Annotated in this window: 25 protein-coding genes; 13 read left to right on the top strand and 12 right to left on the bottom strand. The window is 71.3% G+C overall.

The window, feature by feature from the left end; genetic code table 11:
• Positions 1 to 29: 29 nt before the first annotated feature.
• Positions 30 to 1280, bottom strand: coding sequence for an ATP-binding protein (locus HDG69_RS12150; protein WP_171784103.1), 1251 nt, complete (start codon positions 1278 to 1280; stop codon positions 30 to 32).
• Positions 1281 to 1473: 193 nt separating this feature from the next.
• On the opposite strand from HDG69_RS12150, the gene HDG69_RS12145 reads away from it, so the two are divergent.
• The 6 genes from HDG69_RS12145 to HDG69_RS12120 are packed head-to-tail and all read left to right on the top strand — an operon-like array spanning position 1474 to position 6585.
• Complete coding sequence (locus HDG69_RS12145) at positions 1474 to 2217, top strand: HAD family hydrolase (protein WP_171784102.1); 744 nt, start codon at positions 1474 to 1476, stop codon at positions 2215 to 2217.
• A gap of 7 nt (positions 2218 to 2224) precedes the next feature.
• Positions 2225 to 3235 carry a phosphate/phosphite/phosphonate ABC transporter substrate-binding protein gene (phnD, locus tag HDG69_RS12140; protein ID WP_171784101.1) on the top strand — a complete coding sequence of 337 codons (1011 nt, stop codon included), beginning with the start codon at positions 2225 to 2227 and terminating at the stop codon, positions 3233 to 3235.
• Between the two features lie 18 nt (positions 3236 to 3253).
• Positions 3254 to 4075 carry a phosphonate ABC transporter ATP-binding protein gene (gene phnC, locus HDG69_RS12135; protein ID WP_171784100.1) on the top strand — a complete coding sequence of 274 codons (822 nt, stop codon included), beginning with the start codon at positions 3254 to 3256 and terminating at the stop codon, positions 4073 to 4075.
• Positions 4072 to 4893, top strand: coding sequence for a phosphonate ABC transporter, permease protein PhnE (gene phnE / locus HDG69_RS12130; RefSeq protein WP_171784099.1), 822 nt, complete (start codon positions 4072 to 4074; stop codon positions 4891 to 4893). The genes phnC and phnE (HDG69_RS12130) overlap by 4 nt, the downstream gene beginning before the upstream one ends.
• Positions 4890 to 5723, top strand: a complete 834-nt coding sequence (gene phnE / locus HDG69_RS12125; protein WP_343036416.1) for a phosphonate ABC transporter, permease protein PhnE — start codon at positions 4890 to 4892, stop codon at positions 5721 to 5723. The genes phnE (HDG69_RS12130) and phnE (HDG69_RS12125) overlap by 4 nt, the downstream gene beginning before the upstream one ends.
• A 1-nt stretch (position 5724) precedes the next feature.
• Entirely contained in the window at positions 5725 to 6585 is an 861-nt protein-coding gene (locus HDG69_RS12120) for a MurR/RpiR family transcriptional regulator (RefSeq protein ID WP_171784098.1), read from the top strand.
• Between the two features lie 36 nt (positions 6586 to 6621).
• Here HDG69_RS12120 and HDG69_RS12115 read toward each other — a convergent pair whose 3' ends face one another.
• Both HDG69_RS12115 and HDG69_RS12110 read right to left on the bottom strand, forming a co-directional pair.
• Positions 6622 to 7119 carry an LURP-one-related/scramblase family protein gene (locus tag HDG69_RS12115; protein ID WP_171784097.1) on the bottom strand — a complete coding sequence of 166 codons (498 nt, stop codon included), beginning with the start codon at positions 7117 to 7119 and terminating at the stop codon, positions 6622 to 6624.
• A gap of 106 nt (positions 7120 to 7225) precedes the next feature.
• The gene (locus HDG69_RS12110; RefSeq protein ID WP_171784096.1) at positions 7226 to 7636 is read right to left on the bottom strand and encodes a winged helix-turn-helix transcriptional regulator; all 411 of its coding nucleotides are present in this window, start codon (positions 7634 to 7636) and stop codon (positions 7226 to 7228) included.
• Between the two features lie 126 nt (positions 7637 to 7762).
• Here HDG69_RS12110 and HDG69_RS12105 point away from each other — a divergent pair, with 126 nt between their 5' ends.
• Both HDG69_RS12105 and arfB read left to right on the top strand, forming a co-directional pair.
• A complete protein-coding gene (locus tag HDG69_RS12105) occupies positions 7763 to 8641 on the top strand; it encodes an aldo/keto reductase family oxidoreductase (RefSeq protein ID WP_171784095.1) in 879 nt (292 codons plus the stop codon).
• 31 nt (positions 8642 to 8672) lie between these two features.
• Entirely contained in the window at positions 8673 to 9119 is a 447-nt protein-coding gene (gene arfB, locus HDG69_RS12100) for an alternative ribosome rescue aminoacyl-tRNA hydrolase ArfB (protein WP_171784094.1), read from the top strand.
• A gap of 3 nt (positions 9120 to 9122) precedes the next feature.
• Here the strand turns inward: arfB and HDG69_RS19400 are convergent, their stop codons facing one another.
• Together HDG69_RS19400 and HDG69_RS12095 are read right to left on the bottom strand one after the other, a co-directional pair.
• Positions 9123 to 9251, bottom strand: a complete 129-nt coding sequence (locus HDG69_RS19400; protein ID WP_281360197.1) for a hypothetical protein — start codon at positions 9249 to 9251, stop codon at positions 9123 to 9125.
• Positions 9244 to 9900 carry a DsbA family oxidoreductase gene (locus HDG69_RS12095; protein WP_171784093.1) on the bottom strand — a complete coding sequence of 219 codons (657 nt, stop codon included), beginning with the start codon at positions 9898 to 9900 and terminating at the stop codon, positions 9244 to 9246. Before HDG69_RS12095 ends, HDG69_RS19400 begins: the two co-directional genes overlap by 8 nt.
• A gap of 85 nt (positions 9901 to 9985) precedes the next feature.
• Here HDG69_RS12095 and HDG69_RS12090 point away from each other — a divergent pair, with 85 nt between their 5' ends.
• Complete coding sequence (locus HDG69_RS12090) at positions 9986 to 11023, top strand: substrate-binding domain-containing protein (protein WP_171784092.1); 1038 nt, start codon at positions 9986 to 9988, stop codon at positions 11021 to 11023.
• 64 nt (positions 11024 to 11087) lie between these two features.
• On the opposite strand, the gene HDG69_RS19605 is transcribed toward HDG69_RS12090, so the two are convergent.
• Both HDG69_RS19605 and HDG69_RS12080 read right to left on the bottom strand, forming a co-directional pair.
• A complete protein-coding gene (locus HDG69_RS19605; protein ID WP_171784091.1) occupies positions 11088 to 13268 on the bottom strand; it encodes an alpha/beta hydrolase-fold protein in 2181 nt (726 codons plus the stop codon).
• Between the two features lie 255 nt (positions 13269 to 13523).
• Entirely contained in the window at positions 13524 to 15488 is a 1965-nt protein-coding gene (locus HDG69_RS12080) for a right-handed parallel beta-helix repeat-containing protein (protein ID WP_171784090.1), read from the bottom strand.
• A gap of 200 nt (positions 15489 to 15688) precedes the next feature.
• Here HDG69_RS12080 and HDG69_RS12075 point away from each other — a divergent pair, with 200 nt between their 5' ends.
• From HDG69_RS12075 to HDG69_RS12065, 3 genes are read left to right on the top strand one after another with little or no spacing between them, the layout of a single operon-like run.
• Positions 15689 to 17404, top strand: a complete 1716-nt coding sequence (locus tag HDG69_RS12075; RefSeq protein ID WP_246256613.1) for an IlvD/Edd family dehydratase — start codon at positions 15689 to 15691, stop codon at positions 17402 to 17404.
• Positions 17405 to 17414: 10 nt separating this feature from the next.
• Positions 17415 to 18299 carry a fumarylacetoacetate hydrolase family protein gene (locus tag HDG69_RS12070; protein ID WP_171784088.1) on the top strand — a complete coding sequence of 295 codons (885 nt, stop codon included), beginning with the start codon at positions 17415 to 17417 and terminating at the stop codon, positions 18297 to 18299.
• The gene (locus HDG69_RS12065) at positions 18296 to 19765 is read left to right on the top strand and encodes an aldehyde dehydrogenase (NADP(+)) (RefSeq protein WP_171784087.1); all 1470 of its coding nucleotides are present in this window, start codon (positions 18296 to 18298) and stop codon (positions 19763 to 19765) included. The genes HDG69_RS12070 and HDG69_RS12065 overlap by 4 nt, the downstream gene beginning before the upstream one ends.
• Before the next feature lie 13 nt (positions 19766 to 19778).
• Here HDG69_RS12065 and HDG69_RS12060 read toward each other — a convergent pair whose 3' ends face one another.
• The gene (locus tag HDG69_RS12060) at positions 19779 to 20630 is read right to left on the bottom strand and encodes an SMP-30/gluconolactonase/LRE family protein (protein ID WP_171784086.1); all 852 of its coding nucleotides are present in this window, start codon (positions 20628 to 20630) and stop codon (positions 19779 to 19781) included.
• Between the two features lie 2 nt (positions 20631 to 20632).
• Positions 20633 to 21658 carry a LacI family DNA-binding transcriptional regulator gene (locus tag HDG69_RS12055; protein WP_171784085.1) on the bottom strand — a complete coding sequence of 342 codons (1026 nt, stop codon included), beginning with the start codon at positions 21656 to 21658 and terminating at the stop codon, positions 20633 to 20635.
• A gap of 126 nt (positions 21659 to 21784) precedes the next feature.
• Here HDG69_RS12055 and HDG69_RS12050 point away from each other — a divergent pair, with 126 nt between their 5' ends.
• Entirely contained in the window at positions 21785 to 22417 is a 633-nt protein-coding gene (locus HDG69_RS12050; RefSeq protein ID WP_171784084.1) for a dihydrofolate reductase family protein, read from the top strand.
• A 32-nt stretch (positions 22418 to 22449) separates the two neighbouring features.
• On the opposite strand, the gene HDG69_RS12045 is transcribed toward HDG69_RS12050, so the two are convergent.
• From HDG69_RS12045 to HDG69_RS12035, 3 genes are all read right to left on the bottom strand, one after another.
• Positions 22450 to 23061 carry a DUF6580 family putative transport protein gene (locus tag HDG69_RS12045; RefSeq protein ID WP_343036415.1) on the bottom strand — a complete coding sequence of 204 codons (612 nt, stop codon included), beginning with the start codon at positions 23059 to 23061 and terminating at the stop codon, positions 22450 to 22452.
• Positions 23058 to 23471, bottom strand: a complete 414-nt coding sequence (locus tag HDG69_RS12040) for a DUF4430 domain-containing protein (protein ID WP_246256625.1) — start codon at positions 23469 to 23471, stop codon at positions 23058 to 23060. The genes HDG69_RS12045 and HDG69_RS12040 overlap by 4 nt, the downstream gene beginning before the upstream one ends.
• Before the next feature lie 94 nt (positions 23472 to 23565).
• Positions 23566 to 25692: a DNA gyrase subunit B gene (locus tag HDG69_RS12035; RefSeq protein WP_171784082.1), complete on the bottom strand. Its 2127-nt coding sequence runs from the start codon at positions 25690 to 25692 to the stop codon at positions 23566 to 23568.
• Between the last annotated feature and the right edge of the window lie 17 nt (positions 25693 to 25709).

The raw sequence follows: 25709 nt of genomic DNA, 5'->3' as shown, positions 1-25709 counted from the left end.
TTTAAGGTCCCGGTTCCGAGGCCGCAGCCTCACGGTCCGAGTAGGGCCGCAGAGACGACGGCGATGCCGTCCCGACGCATGTAGGCGTCGCTCCCTGCGGTCACGACGACTCCCCCGAGACACCTCTCCCCGAGCTGGTCCCGGAACCAGTTCAGATGGCGGACGTCGCGGTCGGTCGGGTGGGTTGCGAGCTTGATCTCGATCGCGAGGACCGCACCGTCTCGACGCTCGACGACGAGGTCCACCTCACGACGAGCGTCTCGCGTCCGCAGATGGAAGACCTTGGCGCGTGCCGCCTCCGCGTAGGTCCGGATGCTCATCGTCACCAGGTGCTCGAACAGCAGACCGAGCAGCTGCGCATCGCTGCCCTGGAGCAGCGACTCCTTCGTCGCACCGAGCAGCCTGGCCGCCAGTGCCGGATCGGCCAGCTGGTGTTTCGGCGCCATCGCGAGCCGCTGAAAGTTGTTGTTGCCCAGCGTCCACGGTTCGACCGGGTCAAGGAGCCAGAGCCCCGACAGGGCATCTCGGTAGGTGATCGTCGTCGTCTTCGCCGGCTTGTCACTTTGTCCGGGAGTGGCTGCGGCGAGGATGGCGTTGTACGCGGTCGTCGTGGAGGTCGCGGCGGCATAGGCGGCCAGCCACGCCTTGAGGGTCTCCGGTCTGCGGACCGGATAGCCCTGCTCGGGGAACTCTCGCTGGATGATGTTGTCAACGTAGGCGTCGAGCAGTTCCTCGCGCACGTCCTCGGGCTCGTCACGGATGCCGGGGAACCCGCTGGCGACGATCTCCTCGACATAGTCGGGCAACGCCAGGTCCGTCGAGCCCGAGACGTCCACCACGCCACGGAGCAGATTCGCGACGCTGACCGTCGGCACCTCGAGTGATCGTTCAGCAAGGCTGAGGGGGCGCAGCCGGAACGGCACGATGCGCCCAGCACCCGAGTGCACGGTCGCGCCACGCGGCGCCGAGCTTCCCGCCAGGATCAGGCGCCCGCGTGGCACGCCCTCGTCGACCGCGTGGCGCACGACATCCCACGATTCCGGCCAGCGCTGCCACTCGTCGATGAGGATCGGTCCGTCGGCCTCCGCCAGCATCCGGTCGGGCGCGGCGGCGAAGCGGGTCCGCGTCGCATCGCGGTCGAGGGAGATGATCGTCGCCGCGCGCTGGGAAGCCGTCGCGGTCTTCCCCACCCCCTTGGGGCCGTGGATCGAGATCGCACGGAGCTGGGGCTGCAGCTCGTCGAGACGGTCGTCGATGATCCGTCGCTGATACTCCGCCATCCACGCACGCTACCGCATTCCCGGTCGCTACGCTACCGTTTGCACACTCTCTGGACTACCTCTTGCACAGTTGATGTCCCACCGGCGGACGCCAGGTTCCCGCGGCTGACATCCACCGTTCACCTCCTCATGACTTTTCCGTTCACGCGGGCTCCCTACGGTGAACGCATCGTCCATGACATGAGGAGCCCGCGTGACCCCGACCATCCTGTTCGACTTCGACGGCACCCTCGCCGTCGGTGACGGCCCCGTGCTCGCGTTCGCCCGGCAGGTCGCCGAGCATGCCGGTCCCGGGTACTTCGAGCGGGTCATGGCCACGTTGCGCGACCACGACGCCGGCACGGCCACACAGTTCCGCGACGGGTACGACGTCGTCGGCACGCTGGCCCGCCAGGACGGCGTCGACCCTGCCGCCCTGCAGCAGGCCTACCTCGCCAGCCGTGACCTCCTCGGCACCCCCGAGGCACCCGTCGACGCGGCCCCTGGCCTCGCGCAGCTCCTCGCCGCACTCCCCCAGACAACCACCGTCGTCCTCGCCACGAACGCCCCCGGCGTCGGCGTCGAACGCCTACTGACGGTGTGGGGCGTCCGCGAGCGCTTCACCGACCTGCACTACGAGGTCGGCAAGCCCACCGGCCTGACCCCCATCGTCGAGGCCGCGCTCACAGAAGGACCGGTGCTCGCCGTCGGGGACATCGTGGAGAACGACCTGGCGCCCGCCGCGGCGCTCGGTGCCGCCACGGCGCTCGTCGGCCCTGCCGCGGCTGCCGCGGCTGCCGCGGCCACGCCGCCCGCCGACGTGACCATGCACGCGCGGACGCTCGACGCCCTCGCCGCCGGCATCACGGCGTGGGCCCACGCTGCCGCCACCGCAGCGACCACAGCCCTCCCCCCGGAACCCGTGCCGTCCGGCACGGCCGACTCCCTCGAAAGGTAGCCCTCCCATGCGCAAGTCCCTGCTCGCTCCCGGCGCCGCCGCGGCGCTCGTCCTCGCGCTCGCCGGTTGCGCCGGTACCGATGCCGCCGGCAGTGCCGACGACGGCGGCACCGAGTGGCCCGAGTCCATCACCATGTCGCTGGTGCCGTCGGTCGAGGGTGAGAACCTCGCCGAGGCGCTCGACCCGCTGACCACGTACCTCTCGGACGGCCTCGGCATCGAGGTGGAGGGTGTCGTCGCGAACAACTACACCGCCACGGTCGAGGCGCTCGGCGCCGACCAGTCGCAGGTCATCATCACCGACGCCGGGTCGCTCTACCAGGCGACCGAGCGCTACGGCGCGGAGCTGATCCTGCGCGACGTCCGGTTCGGGGCGACGTCCTACGCCTCGGTGGCCTACACGAACGACCCCGACACCTACTGCGAGGACGAGCCCGTGCTCGCCACCTACGAGGCGAGCGACATCGAGCTCTCCTACTGCAACGGCATCGAGGAGGCCGGCGCCGCGGCGACCGGTCAGGGCCCGGCCGCCGCCGAGGTCTTCGGCGACCTGGCCGGTGCGAACGTCGCGCTGCAGGCCGCCACCTCCCCCGCGGGCTACCAGTACCCCGTGGTCCTCATGCGGGAGGCCGGCCTGGACACCGACGCCGACATCACCCAGGTGCCGGTCGAGGGCAACAACAACGCCGTGCTCGCCGTCGCGAACGGTGACGCTGAGGTCGGCTTCGCCTACTGGGACGCCCGGACCACCGTGGTCGAGGAGGTCCCCGACATCGCCGACAAGGCCGTGGCCTTCGCCTACACCGAGATGATCCCCAACGGTGGCGTCGCCGTCACCGACACCCTGCCCGACGACCTCGTCGCCGAGCTCACCCAGCTCATGGACGACTACGCGGACTCCTCCCCCGAGGCCGCCGACGTCATGTTCGAGCTGGTCGGTCTGTCCGACTGGACGGCCGAGACCGCCGACGACGAGATCGCCCGCTACGGCGAGGTCCTCGAGCAGTTCGCCGGCTGACCAGGAGCACCCTCTTCCATGACTCTCGACACCCGTGCGGAGGCCGGGGCCGCCCCGGCCTCCGCGTGGCCGATCCGCCTCGACGGCGTCTCGGTCACCTACCCCAACGGCACCGCAGCCCTGCGCGACGTCTCCCTGACCATCGACGCCGGCGAGATGGTGTCAGTCGTCGGCCTGTCCGGCTCCGGCAAGTCGACCCTGATCCGCGCCGTCAACGGCCTCGTGCCCGTCACGAGCGGCACCGTGACCGTCGGCCCGTACACGGTCTCCGGTCTGAGCGGACGCCGCCTGCGGCAGGTGCGCGGGCACATCGGCATGATCTTCCAGGGCTTCAACCTCGCCACGCGCATCGACGTCTACCGCAACACGCTGGTCGGGCGCTTCGCGCAGGCCGGTGCGCTGCGCGGGCTCCTCGGCGTCCCGACCGCCCACGACCGCGAGGTCGCCCTGTCGGCCCTGCACACCGTCGGCATGCTCGACAAGGTCTGGACGCGGGCGGGCTCCCTCTCCGGTGGCCAGCAGCAGCGCGTCGCCATCGCCCGGGCGCTGTCGCAGGAGCCGAGCATCATGCTCGCCGACGAGCCCGTCGCCAGCCTCGACCCACCCACCGCGCACGCGGTCATGTCCGAGCTGGAACGCATCAACACCGAGCGCTACCTCACGGTGCTGGTCAACCTGCACCTCATGGACCTCGCCCGGCAGTACACGCGGCGCATGATCGGGCTGCGCGCCGGCGAGGTCGTCTACGACGGCCCGGCGGCCGAGGCCACCGAGGCCGACTTCGAGCAGATCTACGGCCGTCGCATCCGCCCGCAGGACCGCCTCGGGGACCGCACATGAGCGGCACGACGGCGGAGCCCGCCGCGCGCTTCGAGGTCCCACCCCGGCCGCGCACCTGGCCGCGCCGCGCGCTGATCGTCTCCGCCCTCGCGGCGTTCACCGTGGCGACCTGCCTGCCCGCGATCGGCGGCGTCGAGATCGACCTCGGCGCGATCGCTCGCAACTGGCGCCACGGCGCCGCCAACCTGTCCGCGCTGCTGCAGCCGAACTGGGCGTTCTTCCCGCGCACCGTCCAGCCGATGCTGGAGACGCTGCAGATGGCGTTCGTCGGCGCCGCGATCGCCGCCGCGCTGTCGGTGCCGCTCACCCTCTGGGCGGCACGCCCCACCAACCCGAACATCCTGACCCGTTCCGCCGTGCGGGCGGTGGTCAACGTGTTCCGCGCGGTCCCCGACCTCGTCTGGGCGACCATCCTCGTCGCCATGGTGGGCGTCGGAGCGCTGCCCGGCCTGCTCGCCCTCGTGCTGTTCAACGTCGGGATCGTCGTCAAGCTGGTCTCCGAGGCGATCGACTCCGCCGAGCACCCGTACCTCGAGGCGGCCCGCGCCGGCGGCGCCACCCAGCATCAGATCAACCGCACCCTCGCCCTGCCGCAGAACCTCCCGCTGTTCCTCAACCAGTGGCTCTACGCCCTGGAGCTGAACGTCCGCATCTCCGCCATCCTCGGCATCGTCGGCGCGGGCGGCATCGGTCGGCTCCTCGACGAGCGGTTCGGGTTCTTCGCCTACGGCGACGTCTCGGTCATCATCCTCGAGATCCTCGTCGTGGTGCTCGTCATCGAGGCCGCCTCGAACATCCTGCGCCGGAGGCTCGCGTGAGCAGCACCGTGGAAGCCCGGACACGAACCACCGCCACCCGCCCCGGCGTCGCCCTGCCCCCGCGCCCGTCGCGCCGCGGACAGACCGCCGCCACCGCCGTCGTCGGCGTCGTGCTCCTCGTCGCCACCGCCACCCTGGACGTCGAGTGGGCCGACCTGCGCGACCTGCCCGCCGCCGTCCGGGACTACGGGACCCTGATGTTCGCCGACCCCGACTGGTCGCGCCTGCCGCGCGCCCTGTTCGAGATGTGGCGCTCGATCTCCATGGCCTGGCTCGGCGCGATGCTCTGCGTGGTCGTGTCGATCCCGCTCGGGATGCTCGCCGCCCACGGCGTCGGGCCGGCCTGGCTGCGCCTCGCGCTGCGCGGCCTCTTCGCCGTCATCCGGGCCGTGCCCGAGGTCATCATCGCGCTCGTCCTGCTCACCGTCACCGGGCTGACGCCCTTCACGGGCGCGCTCGCGCTGGGGATCGCCGGGATCGGCACACAGGGCAAGTGGACCTACGAGACGATCGAGACGCTGCGCGACGGTGCCGCGGACGCCGTGCGAGCCGCCGGCGGAGGCCGGACCGCCGTCATCCGCTGGGCGCTGTGGCCGGCGGCCCTGCCGACGCTGCTGTCCTTCGCTCTCTACCGCTTCGAGATCAACATCCGCATGTCCGCCGTGCTCGGCCTCGTCGGCGCCGGCGGGATCGGGAGCATGCTGGCGAACTACACGAACTATCGTGCGTGGGACACGGTCGGCATGCTGCTGATCGTGGTCGTCGCCACCACGATGGCGGTCGACGCCGTCTCGGGCGCACTGCGCCGCCGCATCATGGAAGGGACCTGACATGGCCTGGTCCGGATCCGTCGAGGCGCCCCCGACGGCGCGCATCGTCACCCTCCTGCCCTCGATGCACCCCGGCGAGCGCCGCGTCGCCGAGGCCCTCGCCGCCGACCTCGGTGCCGCCGTCGAACGCTCCGCCCAGCAGGTCGCCGACGACGTCGGCGTGGGCCGGGCGACCGTCGTGCGCGCCGCGCAGACCCTCGGGTACGAGGGCTACCCGCAGCTGCGTGTCGCCGCCGCCCGCGAGCTCGCGCTGCGCACCACGGCGGACAACCCCGCCGACGGCACGATGCTGGGCGGGCTGCGCGAGTCCGTCGCGCGGTTCGCCGCGCGCCTCGGCCACACGATCTCGGGCCTCACGGAGGAGGTCCTGCAGGAGTTCGTCCAGCGCCTCGACGACGCCGGGCGCGTGCTCGTCGTCGCCAACGGACTCTCCTCGCCCCTCGGGCTCGACCTCGTGCTGCGCCTGACGTCGGCCGGCCGGCCCGCCGAGCTGCTCCAGGACGCGCTCGCGCAACGGATCGCCGCCCGTCAGCTCGGACCTGACGCCGTCTGTCTCGTCGTCTCGGGGTCCGGCACGAACGACGCGACGCTCGCGGTGATGCGCGCCGCGCACGACGGCGGCACCCCGGTCCTGGCGATCACCTCGTTCGCGCAGTCCCCCGTGGCGCAGAGCGCCGACACCGTGCTGGTCGTCCCGCCGGTCAACGAGTCGTTCCAGGACGAGCTGATCCACACGTCCCGCGCCGCGCTGATGCTGGTGACGGAAGCGCTCGTCGAGGCGCTCGTCACCCGGCGCGGCGACCGCGGGCGCGACGCCCGGGCGGCCGTGCTGCACGAGCTCGGTTCGACGATCCAGGAGTAGGGGCCTCCGCGCCTGGCTGAGTTCGCGAACGTCTGCTCAGCCCGAGCCCGCACTTGCCGCGGCAGACTGCTCGCTCTGCTTGACGTAGTCGATCGCGAGCACGATGCCGACGGTGAGCAGCTCGTCCTCGGGACGCTCGACCTCGATGACGTACTTGTCGCGGAAGGCCCACTTCTTGTCGACGCGGCCCACCACGACGCCGTCCTTCTGGATCTCGAAGCTCATGTCCCAGAAGTCACCGCTCACCGTCAGACCCGGGCCGTGGATCTCATACCGGGGCCGAAAGAACGTGAACTGCTTCTCGATGGTCGCCACCTCCACGCCGTCGACCTCGACGAAGAATCGCGGCTGCCACGACACCGGCTTCTTCCAGACCCGCGCGCGCTCACGTCCGGAGGGGTCGGCGATCGTGAACTGTTTGGGGATCTGGAACAAGCTGCCCTCGACGGTGTAGACGACACCGTCGTCCTCGTTGCTGACGTCGAAGCGTCCACGCATCGACCAGAGCTTCTGACCGACCAGGAGACGATGCATGCGAGATTCCTCTCTCGGTGACGCGCTGGTGCCTCACCCACCCAGCGACCGGCTGACCGCCTCACGGCCGATCGTACTCACGTCCGAACCACCGTGGCGCGGACCGTCAGGAGCTGCGCGCGTCGTAGTCCTGGCGCTGGGCGAGGACCTCGTCCATGTGCGTCTGCGCCCAGCTCCTGAGCCCGCGCGTCATCTCGCGGAGCGAGAGGCCGAGGTCGGTCAGCTCGTAGGAGACGGTCACCGGGACGGTCGGCGTCACGGTCCGGGTGATCAGGCCGTCGCGCTCCAGCGACCGGAGCGTCTGGGTCAGCATCTTCTGGCTGACCCCGGCCAGGCGACGGGCGATCTCCGAGTAGCGCATCGCCGTCGGAGCGCCGTCGTCGCCCAGTGCGCACAGGACCAGCACGACCCACTTGTCGGAGATGCGGTCGAGCAGCTGCCGGCTCGGGCAGCCCGCCAGGAACGCGTCGTACTCCACCTTGGCCTGAGCCCGCTTCTGGGCCGCCGTCTTCGTCATGGGTCGCACCTCTCACCGATGGGTGGGTTACGCACTCTCAAGTGCCTACTTCCTGACAGGAAGTAACTCTCCCATGCTGGGGCAGGCAAGCGACAGACACCACCCGAGCACACGAGAGGCGACACGATGAGCACCACCTCCCTGACACTCCCCGGCGGCACCTGGACGCTGGGCGACCTGACCGTCACCCGGTTCGGCTACGGCGCCATGCAGCTGACCGGCCCGTGGGTCATGGGACCGCCTGCCGATCGCGAGGCAGCACTCGACGTGCTGCGGACCGCGGTCGACCTGGGCATCACCCACCTCGACACCAGCGACGCGTACGGGCCGCGCGTGACCAACGAGCTGATCCGCGAGGCGCTGCACCCCTATCCCGGGCCGCTGCGCATCGCGACCAAGGTGGGTGCGACGCGCGACGACCAGGGCGGCTGGCCCCCCGCCCGGCGACCCGACGACATCCGCCGCCAGGTCGACGACAACCTCACGTCCCTGGGGCTCGACACCCTCGACCTGGTCAACCTCCGGCTCGGGGACGCGGAAGGCCCCCGGCCCGGCTCGCTCGCCGAGGCGTTCGAGACGCTCGCCGAGCTCCAGCAGGAGGGTCTGATCCGCCACCTCGGGGTCAGCAACGCGACCGAGCAGCAGATCACCGAGGCGCAGACCATCGCGCCGATCGTGTGCGTGCAGAACATGTACAACCTCGCCCACCGCCACGACGACGGGCTCATCGACAAGCTCGACGCCGACGGCGTCGCGTACGTGCCGTTCTTCCCTCTCGGCGGCTTCACCCCGTTGCAGTCCTCGGCGCTCTCGGCGGTCGCCGCTCGCCGGACGACCACGCCGAAGGCCGTCGCCCTGGCGTGGTTGCTGCAGCGGTCGCCGAACATCCTGCTCATCCCGGGCACGTCGTCGGCGACGCACCTGCGCGAGAACCTCGCCGGCGCAGGCATGGTCCTCTCTGCCGAGGACGTGGCCGAGCTGGACGGCATCGAACATACCGGGTGACCGCGGGCTCGGAGCACGGCACCATGGGGACATGCCCTCGCCGATCCGCTCCGGACTCGTCGTCAGCCCTGCGCTGACGATCCCCCGGGCGGAGCTGACCGAGCGGTTCTCACGGTCCTCCGGGCCGGGCGGGCAGGGAGTGAACACCACCGACTCCCGAGTGGAGCTGTCCTGGGACGTCGGAGGCTCGGCGGTGCTCAGCGACGTCCAGCGGGACCGTCTCCTCGCCGGACTGGGTCATCGCCTGGTCGACGGCGTCCTCACGGTCGCGGCCTCCGAGCACCGCGAGCAGCGGCGGAACCGGGAGGCCGCTGCGCACCGCCTGGCGGCACTGGTCGCCGAGGCCGTCGCTCCTCCCGGGCCCGCGCGCCGCGCCACCCGGCGCACGCGCGGGTCCCAGGAGCGGCGGCTGACCACCAAGAAGCAGCGGTCGACGACGAAGCGGTTGCGTTCGTCGCGGCCGTCCCGGGACGACTGACCGTCAACGAGCGACGTCGTCGTCCCTGCGCGCCGGCTCTTCGGCATCCGGGACCGCGCACACGCCCGTGACCGGGTCGCACGCCGCGGCGTCGTCGACCGCGAGGAACGTCAACGGCAGGGCCTCAGGCATCGACGTGCTCCCAGGCCTGGTCGATCGCCTGGCGGTAGCTCTCGACCGGGACGGCGCCAGGGATCCCGAGCCGCCTTCCGAGCACCGTGAACGGCACGCCGCGAGCGCCCAGCGCGATCGCCTCCTCGTGCTCGGCGCGGACGGCGTCGGCGTAGCGGTCGCTCGCGAGGACGTCGCGCACCTCGGCCTCGGGGATGCCCAGGTCCGCACCGAGGCGGACCAGGGTCTCGGGGACGAAAGCCTCGGGGTCCCCGCTGAACAGGGCCGTCTGCATCGCCGTCATGTACTGCCAGCCCACCCCGTGGTCGTTGCCGAGGTGCACCAGGCGCAGCATGTCCAGCGTGTTCTGGACGAGGTGGTTCGGCTCGTACGCGAGCCCCTCGGCCCTGGCGAGCTCGGCGACCTGGGCCTCCATCTGCTCGGCCTGCTCGACCGGCAGGCCCTTCTTGGCTGCGAGGTAGTCGACGACGGGCGTCGGCACGGCGGGGAACTCGGGGTCCAGCTGGAAGGTGCGGATCCGGATGTCGATGCGGTCGGCCTGCGGGGAGTCCTTGATGGCGGCCTCGAGGCGTGCGTCGCCGATGTAGCACCAGGGGCACAGGACATCGGACCAGACCTCGATCTGGAGGCGGGTGTCGAGAGAAGTCACGGTCGGTACAACTCCTGTGTCGACAGATCATTCCGTGCGACGAGTGACGGGCTACAGTACGCAGACCAGGAGGGGGAGGTCAGCGGTGGGTTCGACGATCCGCGACGTCGCGAGCGCCGCTGGAGTCTCGCTCAAGACGGTCTCCAACGTGCTGCACGACCACCCGCACGTGCGCCCCGCCACGCGAGAGCGCGTGCTGCAGGCGATCGAGGAGGTCGGGTACCGCCCGAACCTCTCAGCACGAGGGCTGCGTTCCGGACGCACAGGAGTGATCGGTCTTGCCGTGCCGGCCCTGCGCGAGAACTACTTCGCCGAGCTCGCCGACGCGGTGATCCGAGCAGCCGCAGCGCGCGGCGTCAGCGTCCTCGTCGAGCAGACCGGCGGCGAGCGCGAGGCAGAGCTGCTCGCCGTCGCAGGCACGTCCAGGCCACACTTCATCGACGGGCTGCTGTTCAACCCGATCAGCCTCGGGCAGTCGGACGCGGCCGCGCTCGACGCGAACATCCCCGTGGTGCTGCTCGGCGAACGCATCTTCGGCGGGCCGACGGATCACGTCACGATGCACAACGTCAGCTCGGCTCGCGCAGCCGTGGACCACCTCATCGACAGCGGGCGGCGCCGGATCGCCGTCGTCGGAGCCGATCCTGAGGCCGAGCGAGCCGGCGACCTCAGCTCTGCGACCCTGCGCACCCGTGGTTACCGCGAAGCGTTGAAGAACGCCGGCCTGTCCGTCGACCCGCAGCTGATCCGACCGGCGGAGCACTGGAGCCGGGCGGCGGGCGCGGCCGCCACGAGGGCGCTCCTCGACGAGCGCATCGCGTTCGACGCCGTCTTCGCCCTGAACGACACGCTCGGCCTCGGGGCCATCCGCACGCTCAGCGCGTCCGGGGTGTCCATACCGCAGGACGTCGCCGTGATCGGCTTCGACAACATCGAGGAGTCGCAGTACTCCACGCCGTCGATGACGACGGTCGACGCCGGACGGGAACAGATCGCGGACCAGGCGGTCGCGCTTCTCCTCGAGCGCATCGGCCCGAACCGGAGCACCGCGCCACCGCGAACGGTCAAGCCCGAGTTCCGGGTCGTCCGCCGGGAGTCCACGGGGTTCTCGGCGCCGGCCTGACCCCTGCCACCACGCACGGTGCGGCCGGCGGGAGACTCCCACCGGCCGCACCGTCCGTGTGCCGTCAGTCCTGCGCGTCCACGTCCTCCGTGAACAGGCGCGGCAAGAGGTCGATGACCGACTTCTGCCAGACGTCCCAGCTGTGCGGCCCGGGGATGACGGGGGCGAACTCGTGGTTCACACCACGGTTCTCCATCGCGGACACGAGCTGCAGCGTCGCACCATAGGTGAAGTCCTGGACGTCACCGGTGTACACCCGCAGCAGCTTCGTCCCCTCGTTGATGGCCTCGACGTCCGCGCCGGCGGGCGGGCCGCCGAACGCCGACATGGCCCCGATGTAGCCGAACTCGCCCGGGTGCGCCCACAGGGTGCTGAGCGTGTGGCCCGAGCCCATCGACAGTCCCGCGAGCGCACGCCTGTCGCCCTCGGGGCTGACGTTGTACTGCTCCTCGGCGGCCGGCGCGATCCGCGTCGTGATCTCCGTGGGGAAGTCCACACCGTTGCCGTTGGCCATGACGACCACCATCGGCTCGATGGTGCCCTGCCGGTGGTGGTTGTCGAGGATGCGATCGATGTAGCCCACCTCGAGCCAGTCGGTCCAGGTCTGTCCGCCGCCGTGCTGCAGGTAGAGCACCGGCCAGGGCTCGGCGCGGGCGGGGTCGTGGCCCGGGGGCGTCCAGACGTACGCCGAACGCTCCTGGCCACCACCTGCGGTGCTCGGGTAGCTCATGACGTCGACCTCACCGCGCGCCTCGGCCGGGACCTCGGCCGTGTACCGGCCGCGCAGGGTGTCGCCCTCGACGGCGAAGGTGCTCCACGCCGGCTCGGAGAACACGCTCGTCGGGTTGCCCCCGTCCTTGTGGTCGACCCCGTCGACCACGAACTTGTAGTAGTACGAGCCGCCCTCGAGGGCCAACGACAGGCGCCAGGACCCGTCGTCCTGTCGCTCCATGGGGGTGCGCGGCCAGCTCCCGGACCGCCCGAAGTTGCCCCAGACGGTGACGTTGTTCGCGTCGGCGAACTCGGGCCCCACCTCGAAGGTGACGACGCCGTTGGTGTCGATCCACGGTGTCGGCGTCGTCCCCGGTGCCGGCAGCTCGTGCTGGACGAACGGTAGGTGACCCTCGCTCGGGCCCTCGTCCGCGACGTCCCGGAAGAGGCGCTGGGCGAAGTCGCGCAGGTTCTTCTGTCCCGTGTCCCACGTGCCACCGGTCGCTGGGTCCGACCCGTCGGACTGGAAGTCGACTCCCGCACCCGTCAGGGTCTCGGCCAGGGCTACCGTGGCGTCGTACCCGGGGTCGGTGACGTTGCCCGCGTAGAGGCGGACCATGTCGGTCGACTCGTTGATCTGCTTGACCTTGCCCCGGGGAATCCGCTTGTCGAGGCCGCCCGAGAACGAGCCGACGTGGGCGAAGTCGCGCGGCTTGTGGACGAGCGCCTCCAGCGCCCGCTGCGCACCACGGCCGACTCCGGCGATCGCGCGTGCCTCCCCGTCCTTCGAGACGTTGAGGCCGCGCTCCGCCGCGTGGAACAGCTCCCGGCCCGCACCGCCGGGCCCGACGGAGTCTGCGTCCCCCATGACGACGACCATCGGCTCGGCGTCGCCGGCGAGCGTGAGGTTGTCCATGATCTGGCCCAGGCGGCCGAGCTCGACCCATTCGCGGTGGCTCTGCGCCTCGTCGGCGAGCAGGTACAGCACCGGGTAGGGATCGGCGCGGTCCTCGTCATAGCCCGGCGGCGTCCACACCAGGGCCTCGCCGGACCGCTTCGGACCCTTTCCGTAGTCGAGCGGCGTGAGCTCACCGCCGTCGGCGACGTCCGCGAGCCACTCCGCTCCTGGTCCGGGGACGAACAGCGTGCTGTACGTGGGCTCCGACGTCACCTCCTGCGGGGCGTCAGGGTTGCGGAAGGCGACCGCGTCCTGGTCCGCCGCGGGACGCACGACGTACTGGTAGTAGTACAGGCCGGGCTCGAGCGGCCCGTACGTGGCGGTCAGGTTCGATCCGCTGGTCCCCATGTTGAGGTCGGTCCACGCCTTGCCCGGGCCGAAGTTCCCCTGCACGGCGACGAGCCCGTCCTGGATCCCGGTCGTCTCGGTCACGGCCTCCGACGGCACCGTGAACCGGTAGACGTCGGAGACCGGGTTGTCCGGTACCTCACCGACCCAGGGGTCCTGGCTCACGGGGTCCGCAGACGCTGGTTGCGCGGCGACCAGCGCCGACGCACCGACGCCGGCGGCAGCCACGATCGCCAGGACTCTTCGCCCTCGCCGCTTCGGCGGGGCCGCGACCCTCGCCTGAGATTCCATCACCATCGACGTGCCTCTCGTTCGCAGTTCGATTCCGTCGAGCACGAGGACCGATGTCGGTGCCCGGCCGAGGGACCACGACGGGACCATCTGTTACAACGTCGTAACCCCTGCACTACCCAGAATGGTGTCCTGCCCCAGGCGTGTCAACAGGTGGCGCGGTCGTCATGACAACGTAGGAATTCCCCGGGCTCACCACACCCGTGTCCGGCGGGCGCCGGTGGGCATCTCCGCCAGCGGTCCCGCCGGGTACGCCTGCCCGGGCTGCCGGGCGACGCCGAGGAGGTCCGCGTCGATGACGAGCGGCGATCCGTCAGGCTCCTCGAAGTCGGCGTCGACGATCCTCGCCCGCGGCAGGTCGGAGCTCGTCACCGGCCCGCTCCAGCCGGTGGCCACCGGCTCGGGGAGATCGCACTCGAGGTAGACCGCCTCCCCCTCGTCGACGACGGCGAAGGTCACCGGGACATCGAGGACGACGGCGCCCCTCTCCGCCTCGTAGGAGCGAGCACCGTTGGCATACACGTTGTGCTGGATGTACGCGGCCTGGCGGACGCCATAGAACCGCCGGTGGTCGCCCACCGTCTCGTTCACCCTGGCCAGGTAGGCCTCGAAGTCGGGCGGGCAGCCGTCGTACCCCGCCGTGCCGTGTGAGCTCGGACCGTAGCCAGGGCTCCCCGGCAGGTAGGCCGGCCGCGCATCACCACCGACGAAGATGTTGCCGAGGTAGCGATCGTCCCCGCCGTCGACGACGGCGAACCCGGCGACCTGGGTGCTGTGCGGCCGGTGGTACGGCGTGGCGCGGTCGAGGACGGCCTCGAGTCGCACGGCACCGGCGACGAGGTTGTTGACGAACGCGCCACCCTGGCTGAAGACCTCCAGGGCGATGCCCGACGCCAGGATGTTGTTGTCCACCACGTAGGGGCCGTGGCTGACCTCCACGAACAGGTCGCGCGTGTTCGCGGAGAAGACGTTGCGGGACACGCGCGCCCCCTGGGTCTGCCAGTCGAGCCAGGTGCCCATGGTGCAGTCATGGATGCGGTTGTGGACGATCTGCACGTCGATCGCGGCGTGCAGCTTGATGCCGCCGATCTCGTACCCGTAGAACTCCCGCTTGGTCCCGATGTGGTGGATGTGGTTGTCCTCGATCCGCGAGAACACCGCACCGAGGTGACCGACGACGCCGTTCTGCCCACAGTCGAAGATCGTGTTCCGGCGTACCAGGTGGGAGCCGATGTGCTCACGGTCCCACCCGATCCGGCGAGCGGAGAAGACGGACTCGAGCTGGTACTGGTAGCCCGGCTTGTCACCGCGGTGGAACGAGAAGTTGTGCCCGGTCGAGGCCTCCTTGCCCAGCGAGATCGCCGAGCACTTGGCGTCGTGGATGACGTTGTCCTCGATGATCCAGCCCTTGGCCCAGTTGGGTCCGATCAGCCCTGGCTGGTCGGCGGTCGGCGGCGCCCACGGCGTCGCCGCCTGGGCCAGCTCGAACCCCCGTACGGTGATGAAGTCGAGGTGATGCTCGGTCGGGTAGAACACCGACCGGCGCACGTTGACCTCGACCAGGCGTGCGCGAGGGTCGGCTCCCTGGAAGTTCGCCCACAGGGTGGTCACCTCCGGACCGACCTCCGCGTACCAGACGTACCGCGTCCGCTCCGGGTCGTCGATGGCCTGGGGAGCTCCGGTCCAGTCGTCGACGTCCTCGGTCCGCAGCGGCGGGTCGGCCACCGCGGCGAGCTCGTGCACCTCGTAGAGGCTGCGCCCGTCGAGGTACACCTCACCGAGGTGCGGCACCCCACCGCCGGCCGGTGGTACGAACCAGTCGCCCTCCACCGCCTGGTCGAACGGGTTGAAGTCGCCGAAGACCGCGTTCGGGATCTCGGCACGCCAGACGTCGCCGTCCTCCCGGCTCCAGTCCGTGACCGGCTCCGAGCCCTTGATCACCACGTGCTCGCCCTCGGCAGCCTCGTAGGTGATGCGACGGGAGTCGCTGAGCCCGCCGCGAGCGGGCTTGACCCACTCGCGGTACTCACCGGCGTGCACACGGACGGTGTCTCCCGGTCGAGCCAGCGCGGCCGCGCGGTTGACGGTGCGCAGCGGAGCGGTCGCGCTCCCCGCCGCGGAGTCCGATCCGGTGATGGCGACATGCAAGACAGTCATGGGGCTCCCCTTCAGGCGACGACGCCAGAGGTCGGATGACGAGAGCGAAACTTTGCGCTCAACGTTTCGGCTTGCGACAGGCTAGACATCCGAGGCTGGCCGCGGCAACCCTTGACAGGGCCTCCTCCGATTCCTACGCTGCCACCAGAAAATCTTCGGTCTCGCAACCGAAACATTTCTTCGACGAAGGAGTCCAAGACTTGACCACGCTCCGCAGCAGCGAGTGGTACGGGGGCGACGACCGCAACGCCTACCTGCACCGTGCCTGGATGCGCCGCGGCGTACCCTCCAGCGCGTTCGAGGGCCGGCCGCAGATCGCCATCGCCAACACCGCCTCCGACCTCACGCCCTGCAACGCACACCTCGACGAGGTCGCGCAGTCCGTGAAGAACGGTGTCTACGAGGCCGGCGGCATCCCCCTGGACCTTCCCGTCATGTCCCTCGGCGAGACCCTCGTGCGACCCACGGCCATGCTCTGGCGCAACCTGGCCGCCATGTCCATGGAGGAGATGTTCCGAGCCAACCCCGTCGACGGCCTCGTGCTGCTGGGCGGGTGCGACAAGACCATCCCCGCGCTGCTCATGGCCGCCGCCTCGGTGGACCTGCCCGCCGTCGTCGTTCCGGGCGGGCCCATGCTCAACGGCACCTTCCGCGGCTCGCCCCTCGGGTGCGGGACCGGGGTGTGGAAGCTGAGCGAGGAGGTCCGGGCGGGCCGCCTCGACCAGGCCACGTTCCTGCGCTCCGAGTCCTCGATGATCCGCAGCCGCGGGCACTGCAACACCATGGGCACCGCCTCCACGATGGCTGTGATGGCCGAGGCCCTGGGCACGACGATCCCCGGGCTGGCCGGCACACCCGCCGCGGACAGCCGCCTGCTGGAGGCGGCGCACGCCTCCGGCCGTCTCGCCGTCGAGCAGGTGGCGGCCGGACGCACGATCAGCCAGGTCGTCACGCGCGGCTCGTTCACCAACGCGATCGTGGCCCTGGCCGCCGTCGGCGGCTCGACCAACGCCGTCGTGCACCTCCTGGCGATCGCCGGTCGGCTCGGCATCGAGCTCACGCTCGAGGACTTCGACCGGATCGGTGCCGACGTGCCCCTCCTGGTGAACCTGCAGCCCGCGGGCGCGCACCTCATGGAGGACCTGTTCCGCGCCGGCGGCCTGCTCGCCGTCCTCGACCAGGTGGCCGACCTGCTCGACGACGACCCGATCACCGTCACCGGTCGCCCGCTGGCGTCCTACCTCGGGACCAACCCCGTGTGGGACGAGGACGTCATCGCGCCGCGGTCCCGACCCCTCGCCCCCGACGCGGGCATCGCCGTCCTGCACGGCAACCTGGCCAGGGACGGCGCCGTCATCAAGCCCGCCGCCGCCAGCCCGGAGCTGCTCGTCCACCGCGGCCGCGCGGTCGTGTTCGACTCGGTCGAGGACTTCGCCGCACGCATCGACGACCCGGACCTCGACGTCGACGCGACGTCCGTCCTGGTGCTGCGCGGATGCGGGCCGAAGGGCTACCCGGGGATGCCCGAGGTGGCCAACCTCCCGCTGCCCCCGAAGATCCTCGCCCAGGGCGTCCGCGACATGGTGCGCATCTGCGACGGTCGGATGAGCGGGACCGCGTACGGCACCGTGGTCCTGCACGTCGCCCCGGAGGCCGCGGCCGGAGGGACCCTCGCACTCGTCCGGGACGGTGACGAGATCCTCCTCGACGTCCCGGCACGGCGGCTCAAGCTCCTCGTGCCCGAGGACGAGCTGAGCTCACGCCGCGTCCCGGCGGCGACGGCCGACGGGTTCGCGGCACCTGATCGCGGATGGGAGAAGCTGTACGTGGACCACGTGCAGCAGGCGAACACCGGCGCGGACCTCGACTTCCTCGTCGGCTCGAGCGGTGCGGAGGTAGCACGTGAGTCACACTGAGCAGTCATCGATGCAGGCCGGGACCCCGGGGGCCATCGTCCGGGTCCAGTCCCCCGACGGGCCCCGGTGGGCCGTCCGGGCCGACGACGGCGGGATGCGGAGCCTGGGCACGACGCTCGGCGCGCTGCTCGCCCTGCCGCTCGACGCGGCCCGCCGGGCGGTGGACACCGCACGGGCCGAAGGCTCCGTGATCGACCCCGGCGCCGGCCTGCTGCCACCCGTCGACGAGCAGGAGGTCTGGGCCGCCGGGGTGACCTACCGACGCAGCCGGGACGGCCGCACCGAGGAGTCGACCGAGCCCTCGATCTACGACCGCGTCTACACCGCGGAGCGGCCCGAGCTGTTCTTCAAGTCGACGGCCGCCCGGGTGGTCACCGACGGCGAGGACGTCGGCATCCGGGCCGACTCCGGCTGGGACGTCCCGGAACCCGAGCTGGGTCTCGTCGTGAACCGGGCCGGGGCCGTGTTCGGCTACGTCGTCGGCAACGACATGAGCAGCCGATCCATCGAGGGCGACAACCCGCTGTACCTCCCGCAGGCCAAGGTCTACACCCGCTCGTGCGCGCTCGGGACGCAGATCGTCCCGGTCTGGGCGGCGCCGGAGGGCCCCTGGGCCGTCCGGCTCACCGTCGAGCGCGACGACGAGGAGGTGTTCACCGGATCCACGACGACGGCCGAGCTCGCCCGCGACCTCGACGCCCTCGCCGGGTGGCTCGTGCTCGCGCTCGACCTCCCGGCCGGCGCCGTGCTGCTCACCGGGACCGGCATCGTCCCCGGTGCGGACTTCACCCTCGCCGCGGGCGACGTCGTGCGGATCGAGGTCGACGGGATCGGATCCTTGACCAACCGCGTCGTCGTGGTCGGACGACGCCCCGAGACGCAGGAGACACGATGAACGAGCCGACCGTACCGACGTCCGACGCCGAGCTCGAGCAGACCGTCGCCGCTGCCGCGGCTGCCGCCGAGCAGGCGGCTACCGCCACACCGGCCGCCCGGGCCGGGTGGCTCGCTTCCGTCGCCGAGGCGCTCACGACCGCCGCCGACGCGCTCGTCCAGGTCGCGCAGGAGGAGACCCACCTTCCCGAACCGCGGCTGCGCGGCGAGCTGGTGCGCACGACGTTCCAGCTCGGGTTGTTCGCGGACGTCCTGCGCGAGGGCTCCTACCTCGGCGTCCGGATCGACCACGCCGACCCGGAATGGGGCATGGGACCGCGGCCCGACCTGCGGCGCATGCTGCGCCCGCTCGGCCCGGTCGCCGTCTGGTCCGCCGGCAACTTCCCGTTCGCGTTCTCGGTGGCCGGCGGAGACACCGCGTCGGCGCTGGCTGCCGGGTGCCCCGTCGTCGTCAAGGCGCACCCGGGTCACCTCCGGCTCTCGCGTCTCACGTCGCAGGTCGTGACCGACGCCCTGCGTGCGGCCGGGGCGCCCGACGGACTGTTCGGCCTCGTCGTCGGGACCGAGAACGGCCGTCGGCTCGTCTCGGACCCTCGGATCAAGGCAGGCGCCTTCACCGGGTCGCTGGCCGGTGGCCGCGCCCTGTTCGACCTCGCGGCCGCCCGCCCCGACCCGATCCCGTTCTTCGGCGAGCTCGGCAGCGTGAACCCCGTCTTCGTGACCCCCGGCGCCGCCGAGCACCGTGCCCGGGAGATCGCCGACGGGTTCGTCGGGTCCGCGACGCTCGGCGTAGGGCAGTTCTGCACCAAACCGGGACTCGTCTTCGTCCCCTCCGGGTCAGGGCTCACCGAGCGCCTCGCCGAGGCCGCGACCGGGCTGCCGGGCGCGCCCATGCTGAACGAACGCACCCATGAGGGTTTCGCCACCGCCGTCGGCGAGCTCGCCGCACGGCCCGAGGTCGCGGTGCTCGCGGGCAGCCCCGACGTGGCGGCCGAACCCGCCCTCACGCTCTTCGCGACGACCTACGACCAGCACGCCCGGGCACGCGAACAGCTCGAGGTGGAGTGCTTCGGCCCGGCCGCGCTGATCGTCTCCTACGACGACCCCGGCCAGCTCGTCGAGGCCGCGGCGGCGATCGACGGCCAGCTCACGGCGACCGTCCAGGGGACGGAGACGGAGACCGGTCTCGTCGGTTCGCTGCTCGACGTCCTCGCCGACCGGGCGGGGCGTGTGCTGTGGAACGGCTGGCCGACAGGAGTCTCGGTGACCCACGCGATGGAGCACGGCGGCCCCTACCCGGCGACCACGGCCGCGTCGACGACGTCCGTCGGGACAGCCGCCGTCGAACGGTTCCTGCGGCCGGTCAGCTTTCAGTCGGTGCCCGACGGGCTGCTGCCTCCTCCGCTGCGGGAAGCGAACCCGTGGGATGTTCCGCGACGCGTGGACGGCATCCTGGAGCATTCCTGAGGCACGGTCGCCGTCAGCCGGCGTACGCGTGCTGCGTCGCGCCCACGACGCCGGTGTCGACGGCGAAGACCGCACCTGCCAAGGGCTCTGCGGCGTCGTCGACGCCCAGGCGGGACGTCGTGACGAACAGCGTCCGCCCGTCCGGCCCGCCGAACGTGCACGCCGTCGTCCGGCTCGCCGCCACCTCGACGACCTCGGTCAGGATGCCCCCGGCGTCGTACCGGTGCACCCGGCCGCCCTCCCACAGGGCGATCCAGACGCCGCCCTCGGCATCGACGGCCATGCCGTCCGGCTTCCCGGCGTCGTCGGGGACGACGGCGAACGGCCGACGGCCGGAGAACTCGCCGGTGTCGGGGTCGACGTCGAACACGTCGACCCGCCCGGTCGGTGTGTCGTTGTAGTAGGCCAGGGAGCCGTCGACGCTCCACTGCAACCCGTTCGAGATCGTCACGCCGTCCAGGACGGTGGTGACCGTCCGGTCGGTGTCCAAGCGGTACAGGCGACCGGCACCCGGGGTCACGTCGTACGCCATGGTGCCGCAGTAGAACCGCCCCTGGGGGTCGCAGCCGCCGTCGTTCATCCGCACCGCCGAACCCTCGAGCACGGCGATCTCTTCCGTGACCGACAGCTCGGCGTCGGCCAGCGCGAACCCACGCTCGAGGGCGAGGACGTACCCGCCGCCGCGGCGCGCACGCACGACCGCCGCCACGTCCCCGACATGGCGGCGGGTCGGAACGCCCGCGCCGTCGAACCGGACGACGTCCCCCGCGAGCATGTCGACGACGAGCAGCTCGTCCCTGACGCCGTCCCAGAAGGGACCCTCACCGTGGAAGGTGCACGGCGCACCGATCGGCTCTGCCCGCATCGTCAGCCCCCCGCCGGCGGAGCGGCGGTGCTGGACCGCACGACCATGCGGGTGGCCAGCTCGATCCGCTCGGGCGTGGCCTCCCGGCGCATCCGCAGGACGAGTCGTGCCGCGGTCTCGGCCATCTCCGTGAGCTGGGCACGCACCGTCGTCAGCGGAGGCCCCGCCCACGCGGCGGGGCGGATGTCGTCGAACCCGACGACGGACAGCTCGTCCGGGATCCCGACACCGCGCTCCCTGGCCGCCTCGTAGACGCCGAGCGCCTGCAGGTCGCTGCCGGCGAAGATCGCCGTGGGGCGCCGTGCCCTGTCGAGCAGCTCGCCTCCCCGCTCCAGACCGTCCTCATGATGGAAGTCCCCCGAGACGACGAACCCGGCAGGGACGCTCAGCCCGGCGGCGTCCATCGCAGCCCGGTAGCCCGACAGCCGAGCCGTCGAGCACAGCATGTCGTCGGGACCCGTGATGATGGCGATCTCGGTGTGCCCGAGCTCGATGAGGTGCCGGGTGGCCATGAACCCGCCCGACCAGTTCGCGGTGCCGACCGACGCCACGTCGGGCGGTGGGTCGCCGGCCGGATCGATGACGACGAACGGGATGTCTCGCGTGCGCAGCATCCGGCGGTCCTCGCGGGACAGGTCCGAGAACATCAGGATCACCCCCGCGGGCTGACGGGCCAGCACCCCCGACACCCACTCCGGGCCCGGCGAGTGCCGGTCACCGGACTCGGTCAGCAGGACGCTCATGCCGGACTCGCGGGCCACCTTCTCGGCACCGATGATCATCTCCAGAGCCCAGCTGTTGTCGATGCGACTGAAGACCAGCTCGATGAACCGGGCCGACGGCTGCACCTGGTTGCGCCGGCTGTAGCCGTGCTCCCGGAGCGCCTTCTCCACTCGCTCACGCGTCGCCGACGACACACCGGCCCGGCCGTTGAGCACCTTCGAGACCGTCGAGACGGACACGTCGGTCTCCGCGGCCACGCGGGCGAGCGTAGGGCGCGGGACGCCGTCGGCACGGAGGTTCGGCATGGCCCCAGCGTAGCGAGTCGCAGCGCAAAGTTTCGCGATCTCGCCGCGCGGTCCCTGCGCACCGCCGATGATTCCTGCGCCGGGTACCGGTCTGATCCTCGACCACCCGCACCGCTGGAGGACACCATGGGAACTCTCGGGATCGAGCTCTTCGCCACGCTGGACCTCGTCGGCCAGGCCCCCGGCGGGCCCGACGAGGACACCGAGGGCGGATTCAGGTTCGGCGGCTGGCAGGCGCCGCTGTTCGACGACGTCACCGGAGACCAGGTCTCTGCCGCCCTGGAGGGCACGGACGCCCTGCTGCTCGGGCGGCGCACCTATGACATCTTCGCTGCTCACTGGCCCCATCAAGGTGGCGGCCCGGACGACGACATCGCCACGCTGTTCAACCGCATCCCCAAGTACGTCGCCTCCCGCGGGGCGCCGGAGCTGGCATGGGCCGGTTCCACCCAGCTCGGCCCCGACCTGCCCCGGGCCATCGACGAGGTCCGCGACCGGCACGAGGACGTCAAGGTCATCGGGAGTCTCGACCTCGTCCAGACGCTGCTGCACGAGCGCTTGTTCGACCGGCTCGACCTGTGGCTCTATCCCGTCGTGCTCGGCGGCGGCAAGAAGGTGTTCGACGGCGGCGAGATCCCCGCCAACCTCACGCTGCTGGACCCGCCGACGGCGAGCCCCCGCGGCGTCGTGCACCTGCACTACGGACTGGTCGACGGCACCCCGGGGACCGGAGACCTGACCGCTCCGGAGCGCCGTTGAGCAGGGACGCGGCTATCCGCCCTCGGTGGGCGTCACGCGCGGCCGGGCGCGGTCCCGAGCACGTGCGCGTGCTCGAGCCGCTCGACCAGCGCGACGACGGCGGCCGCGACCGGCAGCAGCACCAGGTTGCCCAGCAGCATCGGACGCAGGAACGGCAGGCCGGCCACATAGCTGGCCAGCAGGCCGTCGAAGCCGGCCGGGTAGAACGTGCCACGGCCCTGCAGCCAGACGCCGAAGTTGGTCCAGAGGTAGAAGCCGATCGAGCTCCCGGCGCCGAACATCACCGCGGCCAGGAAGCGCCGTCCACCGGAGGCACCACGGGTCCACCACGCCACGACACCGATCGCGGCCCAGGCCGACCACGTGAACAGCAGGATCGCCGAGTTGGTGAGGAAGACGTCGCTGACGGCCACGACCACCAGCGGGGCGAGCATCGCGAGCCGGTGCCGCAGGAGGCCCGCCGCGGCGAAGGCGGCGAACGTCGACAGCTCGAGGTTCGGCGGGGCGCCGAGGTCGTCCTTGACGAGCCGCCACACGACCGCCGCCACGACGAGCAGGACGGCGACGGCAGGGCGCCACCAGCGCTCCGCCAGGTCGCGCGCGCTCAGGTCGGGCAGCCGCTCGGGCGTGGCGGCGGGGCTCACTCGATCTCCTCGAGCTTCCACTGGATCTGCTGGCCGTCCTCGGTCTCGAACGAGCCGGCGCCGACCTGCGCCATCTCACCGTCGACGTAGAAGGCCCAGAACTCCGCACCGTCCTCGGCAGCGTGGCCCTTGATCGCGGTGACGAAGGCCATCTCGCCCTCGCCGCTCACCTCGGCCTCGGGGTCGTGCACGAGCAGCAGATCGAGGGCGGTCTGTCCGTCCTCGCCCGCGTAGGACAGCTCGGTGACGTCCTGCGCCGGCGCCTCGTCCCCGGCGTCAGCCTCCGTCGAGGCCTCGACGCTCGCCTCCGGGGCCGGGTCGTCCTCGCCGGTGCAGCCGGCCAGCAGGCCGATGCTGAGCACTCCGGCCGCGGTCGCGGTCAGCAGGCGGGACGACGTCTTGCGCATCATGGTCTTCACGGGGACGAGCCTAGCCGCCGACGAGAACCGTTGAGGTCCAGCGCCGCCATGCGGACGCTGCTCCGGCTCCACGCTCCCCCGGCCGTCAGGCGTCGATCTGCGACCGGTCCAGCGCGTGCGCCCCCGCGACGATGAACTCCTTGCGCGGGGCGACGTCGGAGCCCATGAGCAGCTCGAAGACACGCTCGGCGGCCTCGGCGTGCTCCACCGTCACCCGGCGCAACGTGCGGTGACGAGGGTCCATCGTGGTCTCGGCGAGCTGGTCGGCGTCCATCTCCCCCAGGCCCTTGTACCGCTGGATGTCGTCCTTGTAGCGGCGCCCCGCCTTGTCGAGCTTGCGCAGGGTGGCGTTGAGCTCGGCCTCGGAGTACGTGTACAGGTACTCCCCCTTGCGCCGTCCGGAGCCCACCACCTCGATGCGGTGCAGCGGCGGGACGGCGGCGAAGACGCGCCCGTCGGCCAGCAGCGGACGCATGTACCGGTAGAACAGCGTCAGCAGCAGGGTGCGGATGTGGGCGCCGTCGACGTCGGCGTCGGTCATGAGCACGATCTTGCCGTAGCGCGCGGCGTCCAGGTCGAAGGACCGTCCCGAGCCGGCACCGATCACCTGGATGATCGCCGCGCACTCGACGTTGCGCAGCATGTCGCTGATCGACGCCTTCTGGACGTTGAGGATCTTGCCGCGGATGGGCAGCAGCGCCTGGAAGTCGCTCGACCGCGCCAGCTTGGCCGTCCCGAGGGCGCTGTCACCCTCGACGATGAACAGCTCGGACCGCTGGACGTCGTCGCTGCGGCAGTCGGCGAGCTTGGCGGGCAGCGAGGAGGACTCCAGGGCGTTCTTGCGCCGAGAGATCTCCTTCTGCTTGCGGGCGGTGATGCGCGCTCGCATCTCGGCGACGACCTTCTCCATCAGCAGCGACGACTGGGCCTTCTCGTCGCGCTTGGTGGAGGTCATCAGCGCCTTGAGCTCGTTCTCCACCACCCGGGAGACGATCTGGCGCACCGGCGCGGTGCCGAGGACCTCCTTGGTCTGGCCCTCGAACTGCGGCTCGGCGAGCCGCACGGTCACCACGGCGGTGAGGCCGGCGAGCACGTCGTCCTTCTCGATCCGCTCCGAGGTGTCCCGCGTCGAGACCTTCAGCCGGCGCGCGTTCGCCTCGACCTGCTTGCGCACGGTCTTGAGCAGGCCCTGCTCGAACCCGGTGCGGTGCGACCCGCCCTTGGGCGTGGCAATGATGTTGACGAACGTGCGCAGCTCGGTCTCGTACCCGGAACCCCACCGCAGCGCGATGTCGACCTCGCAGTCGCGCCGCACCTCCTGGGGCGACATGTGGCCCTTGGCGTCCAGCACCGGCACCGTCTCGGTGAAGGTCCCCGAGCCCTGGAGCTGCCAGGTCGCGGTGACGGGAGTGTCCGGGGCGAGGAACTCCACGAAGTCCACCGCACCGCCGGAGTGCTGGAAGACCTCCTCGTGCGGACCGTTCTCCCCGGGCGTGCCGGGCAGCCCGCGCTCGTCGCGCACCGTGATCTCCAGGCCGGGCACCAGGAAGGTCGTCTGGCGGGCGCGGGTCACGAGCTCGTCGTAGGCGAACACGGCCGACTTCGGGAAGATCTGGCGGTCCGCCCAGTAGCGCACCCGGGTCCCGGTCACCTTGCGCGGCGCCTTGCCGACGACGGGCAGCTCGCTGTGGTCGACGAACGGCTCGAAGGGGGCGTCCGGCGTCGGCCCCGTGGCCGGGTCGTCGAACAGGCCGGGCTCGCCGCGGTGGAACGTCATGCGGTACGTCTTGCCGGAACGGTCCACCTCGACGTCGAGACGGGCCGAGAGCGCGTTGACGACCGACGCTCCCACGCCGTGCAGACCACCCGAGGCCGTGTACGAGCCGCCGCCGAACTTCCCACCGGCGTGCAGCTTGGTGAACACCACCTCGACGCCGGACAGCCCGGTCTTGCTCTCTCGGTCCACCGGGATGCCGCGGCCGTCGTCCTCGACGGTCACCGAGGAGTCGGCGTGCAGCACCACGCGGATCTTCGTGGCGTGGCCACCGAGCGCCTCGTCCACGGAGTTGTCGATGATCTCCCACAGGCAGTGCATGAGGCCGCGGGAGTCGGTCGACCCGATGTACATGCCGGGTCGCTTGCGGACGGCCTCGAGACCCTCGAGGACGGAGAGGTGGCGCGCGGTGTAACCGGACTCGGAGGTGGCTGTCACGCCCCCGAGGGTAGTCG

It is taken from the genome of Isoptericola halotolerans (genome assembly GCF_013149785.1).
Classification (GTDB): Bacteria; Actinomycetota; Actinomycetes; order Actinomycetales; family Cellulomonadaceae; genus Isoptericola; species Isoptericola halotolerans.
Note: the sequence above shows the minus strand (reverse complement) of the source record. Positions and strands in the feature narration are given on the sequence as shown.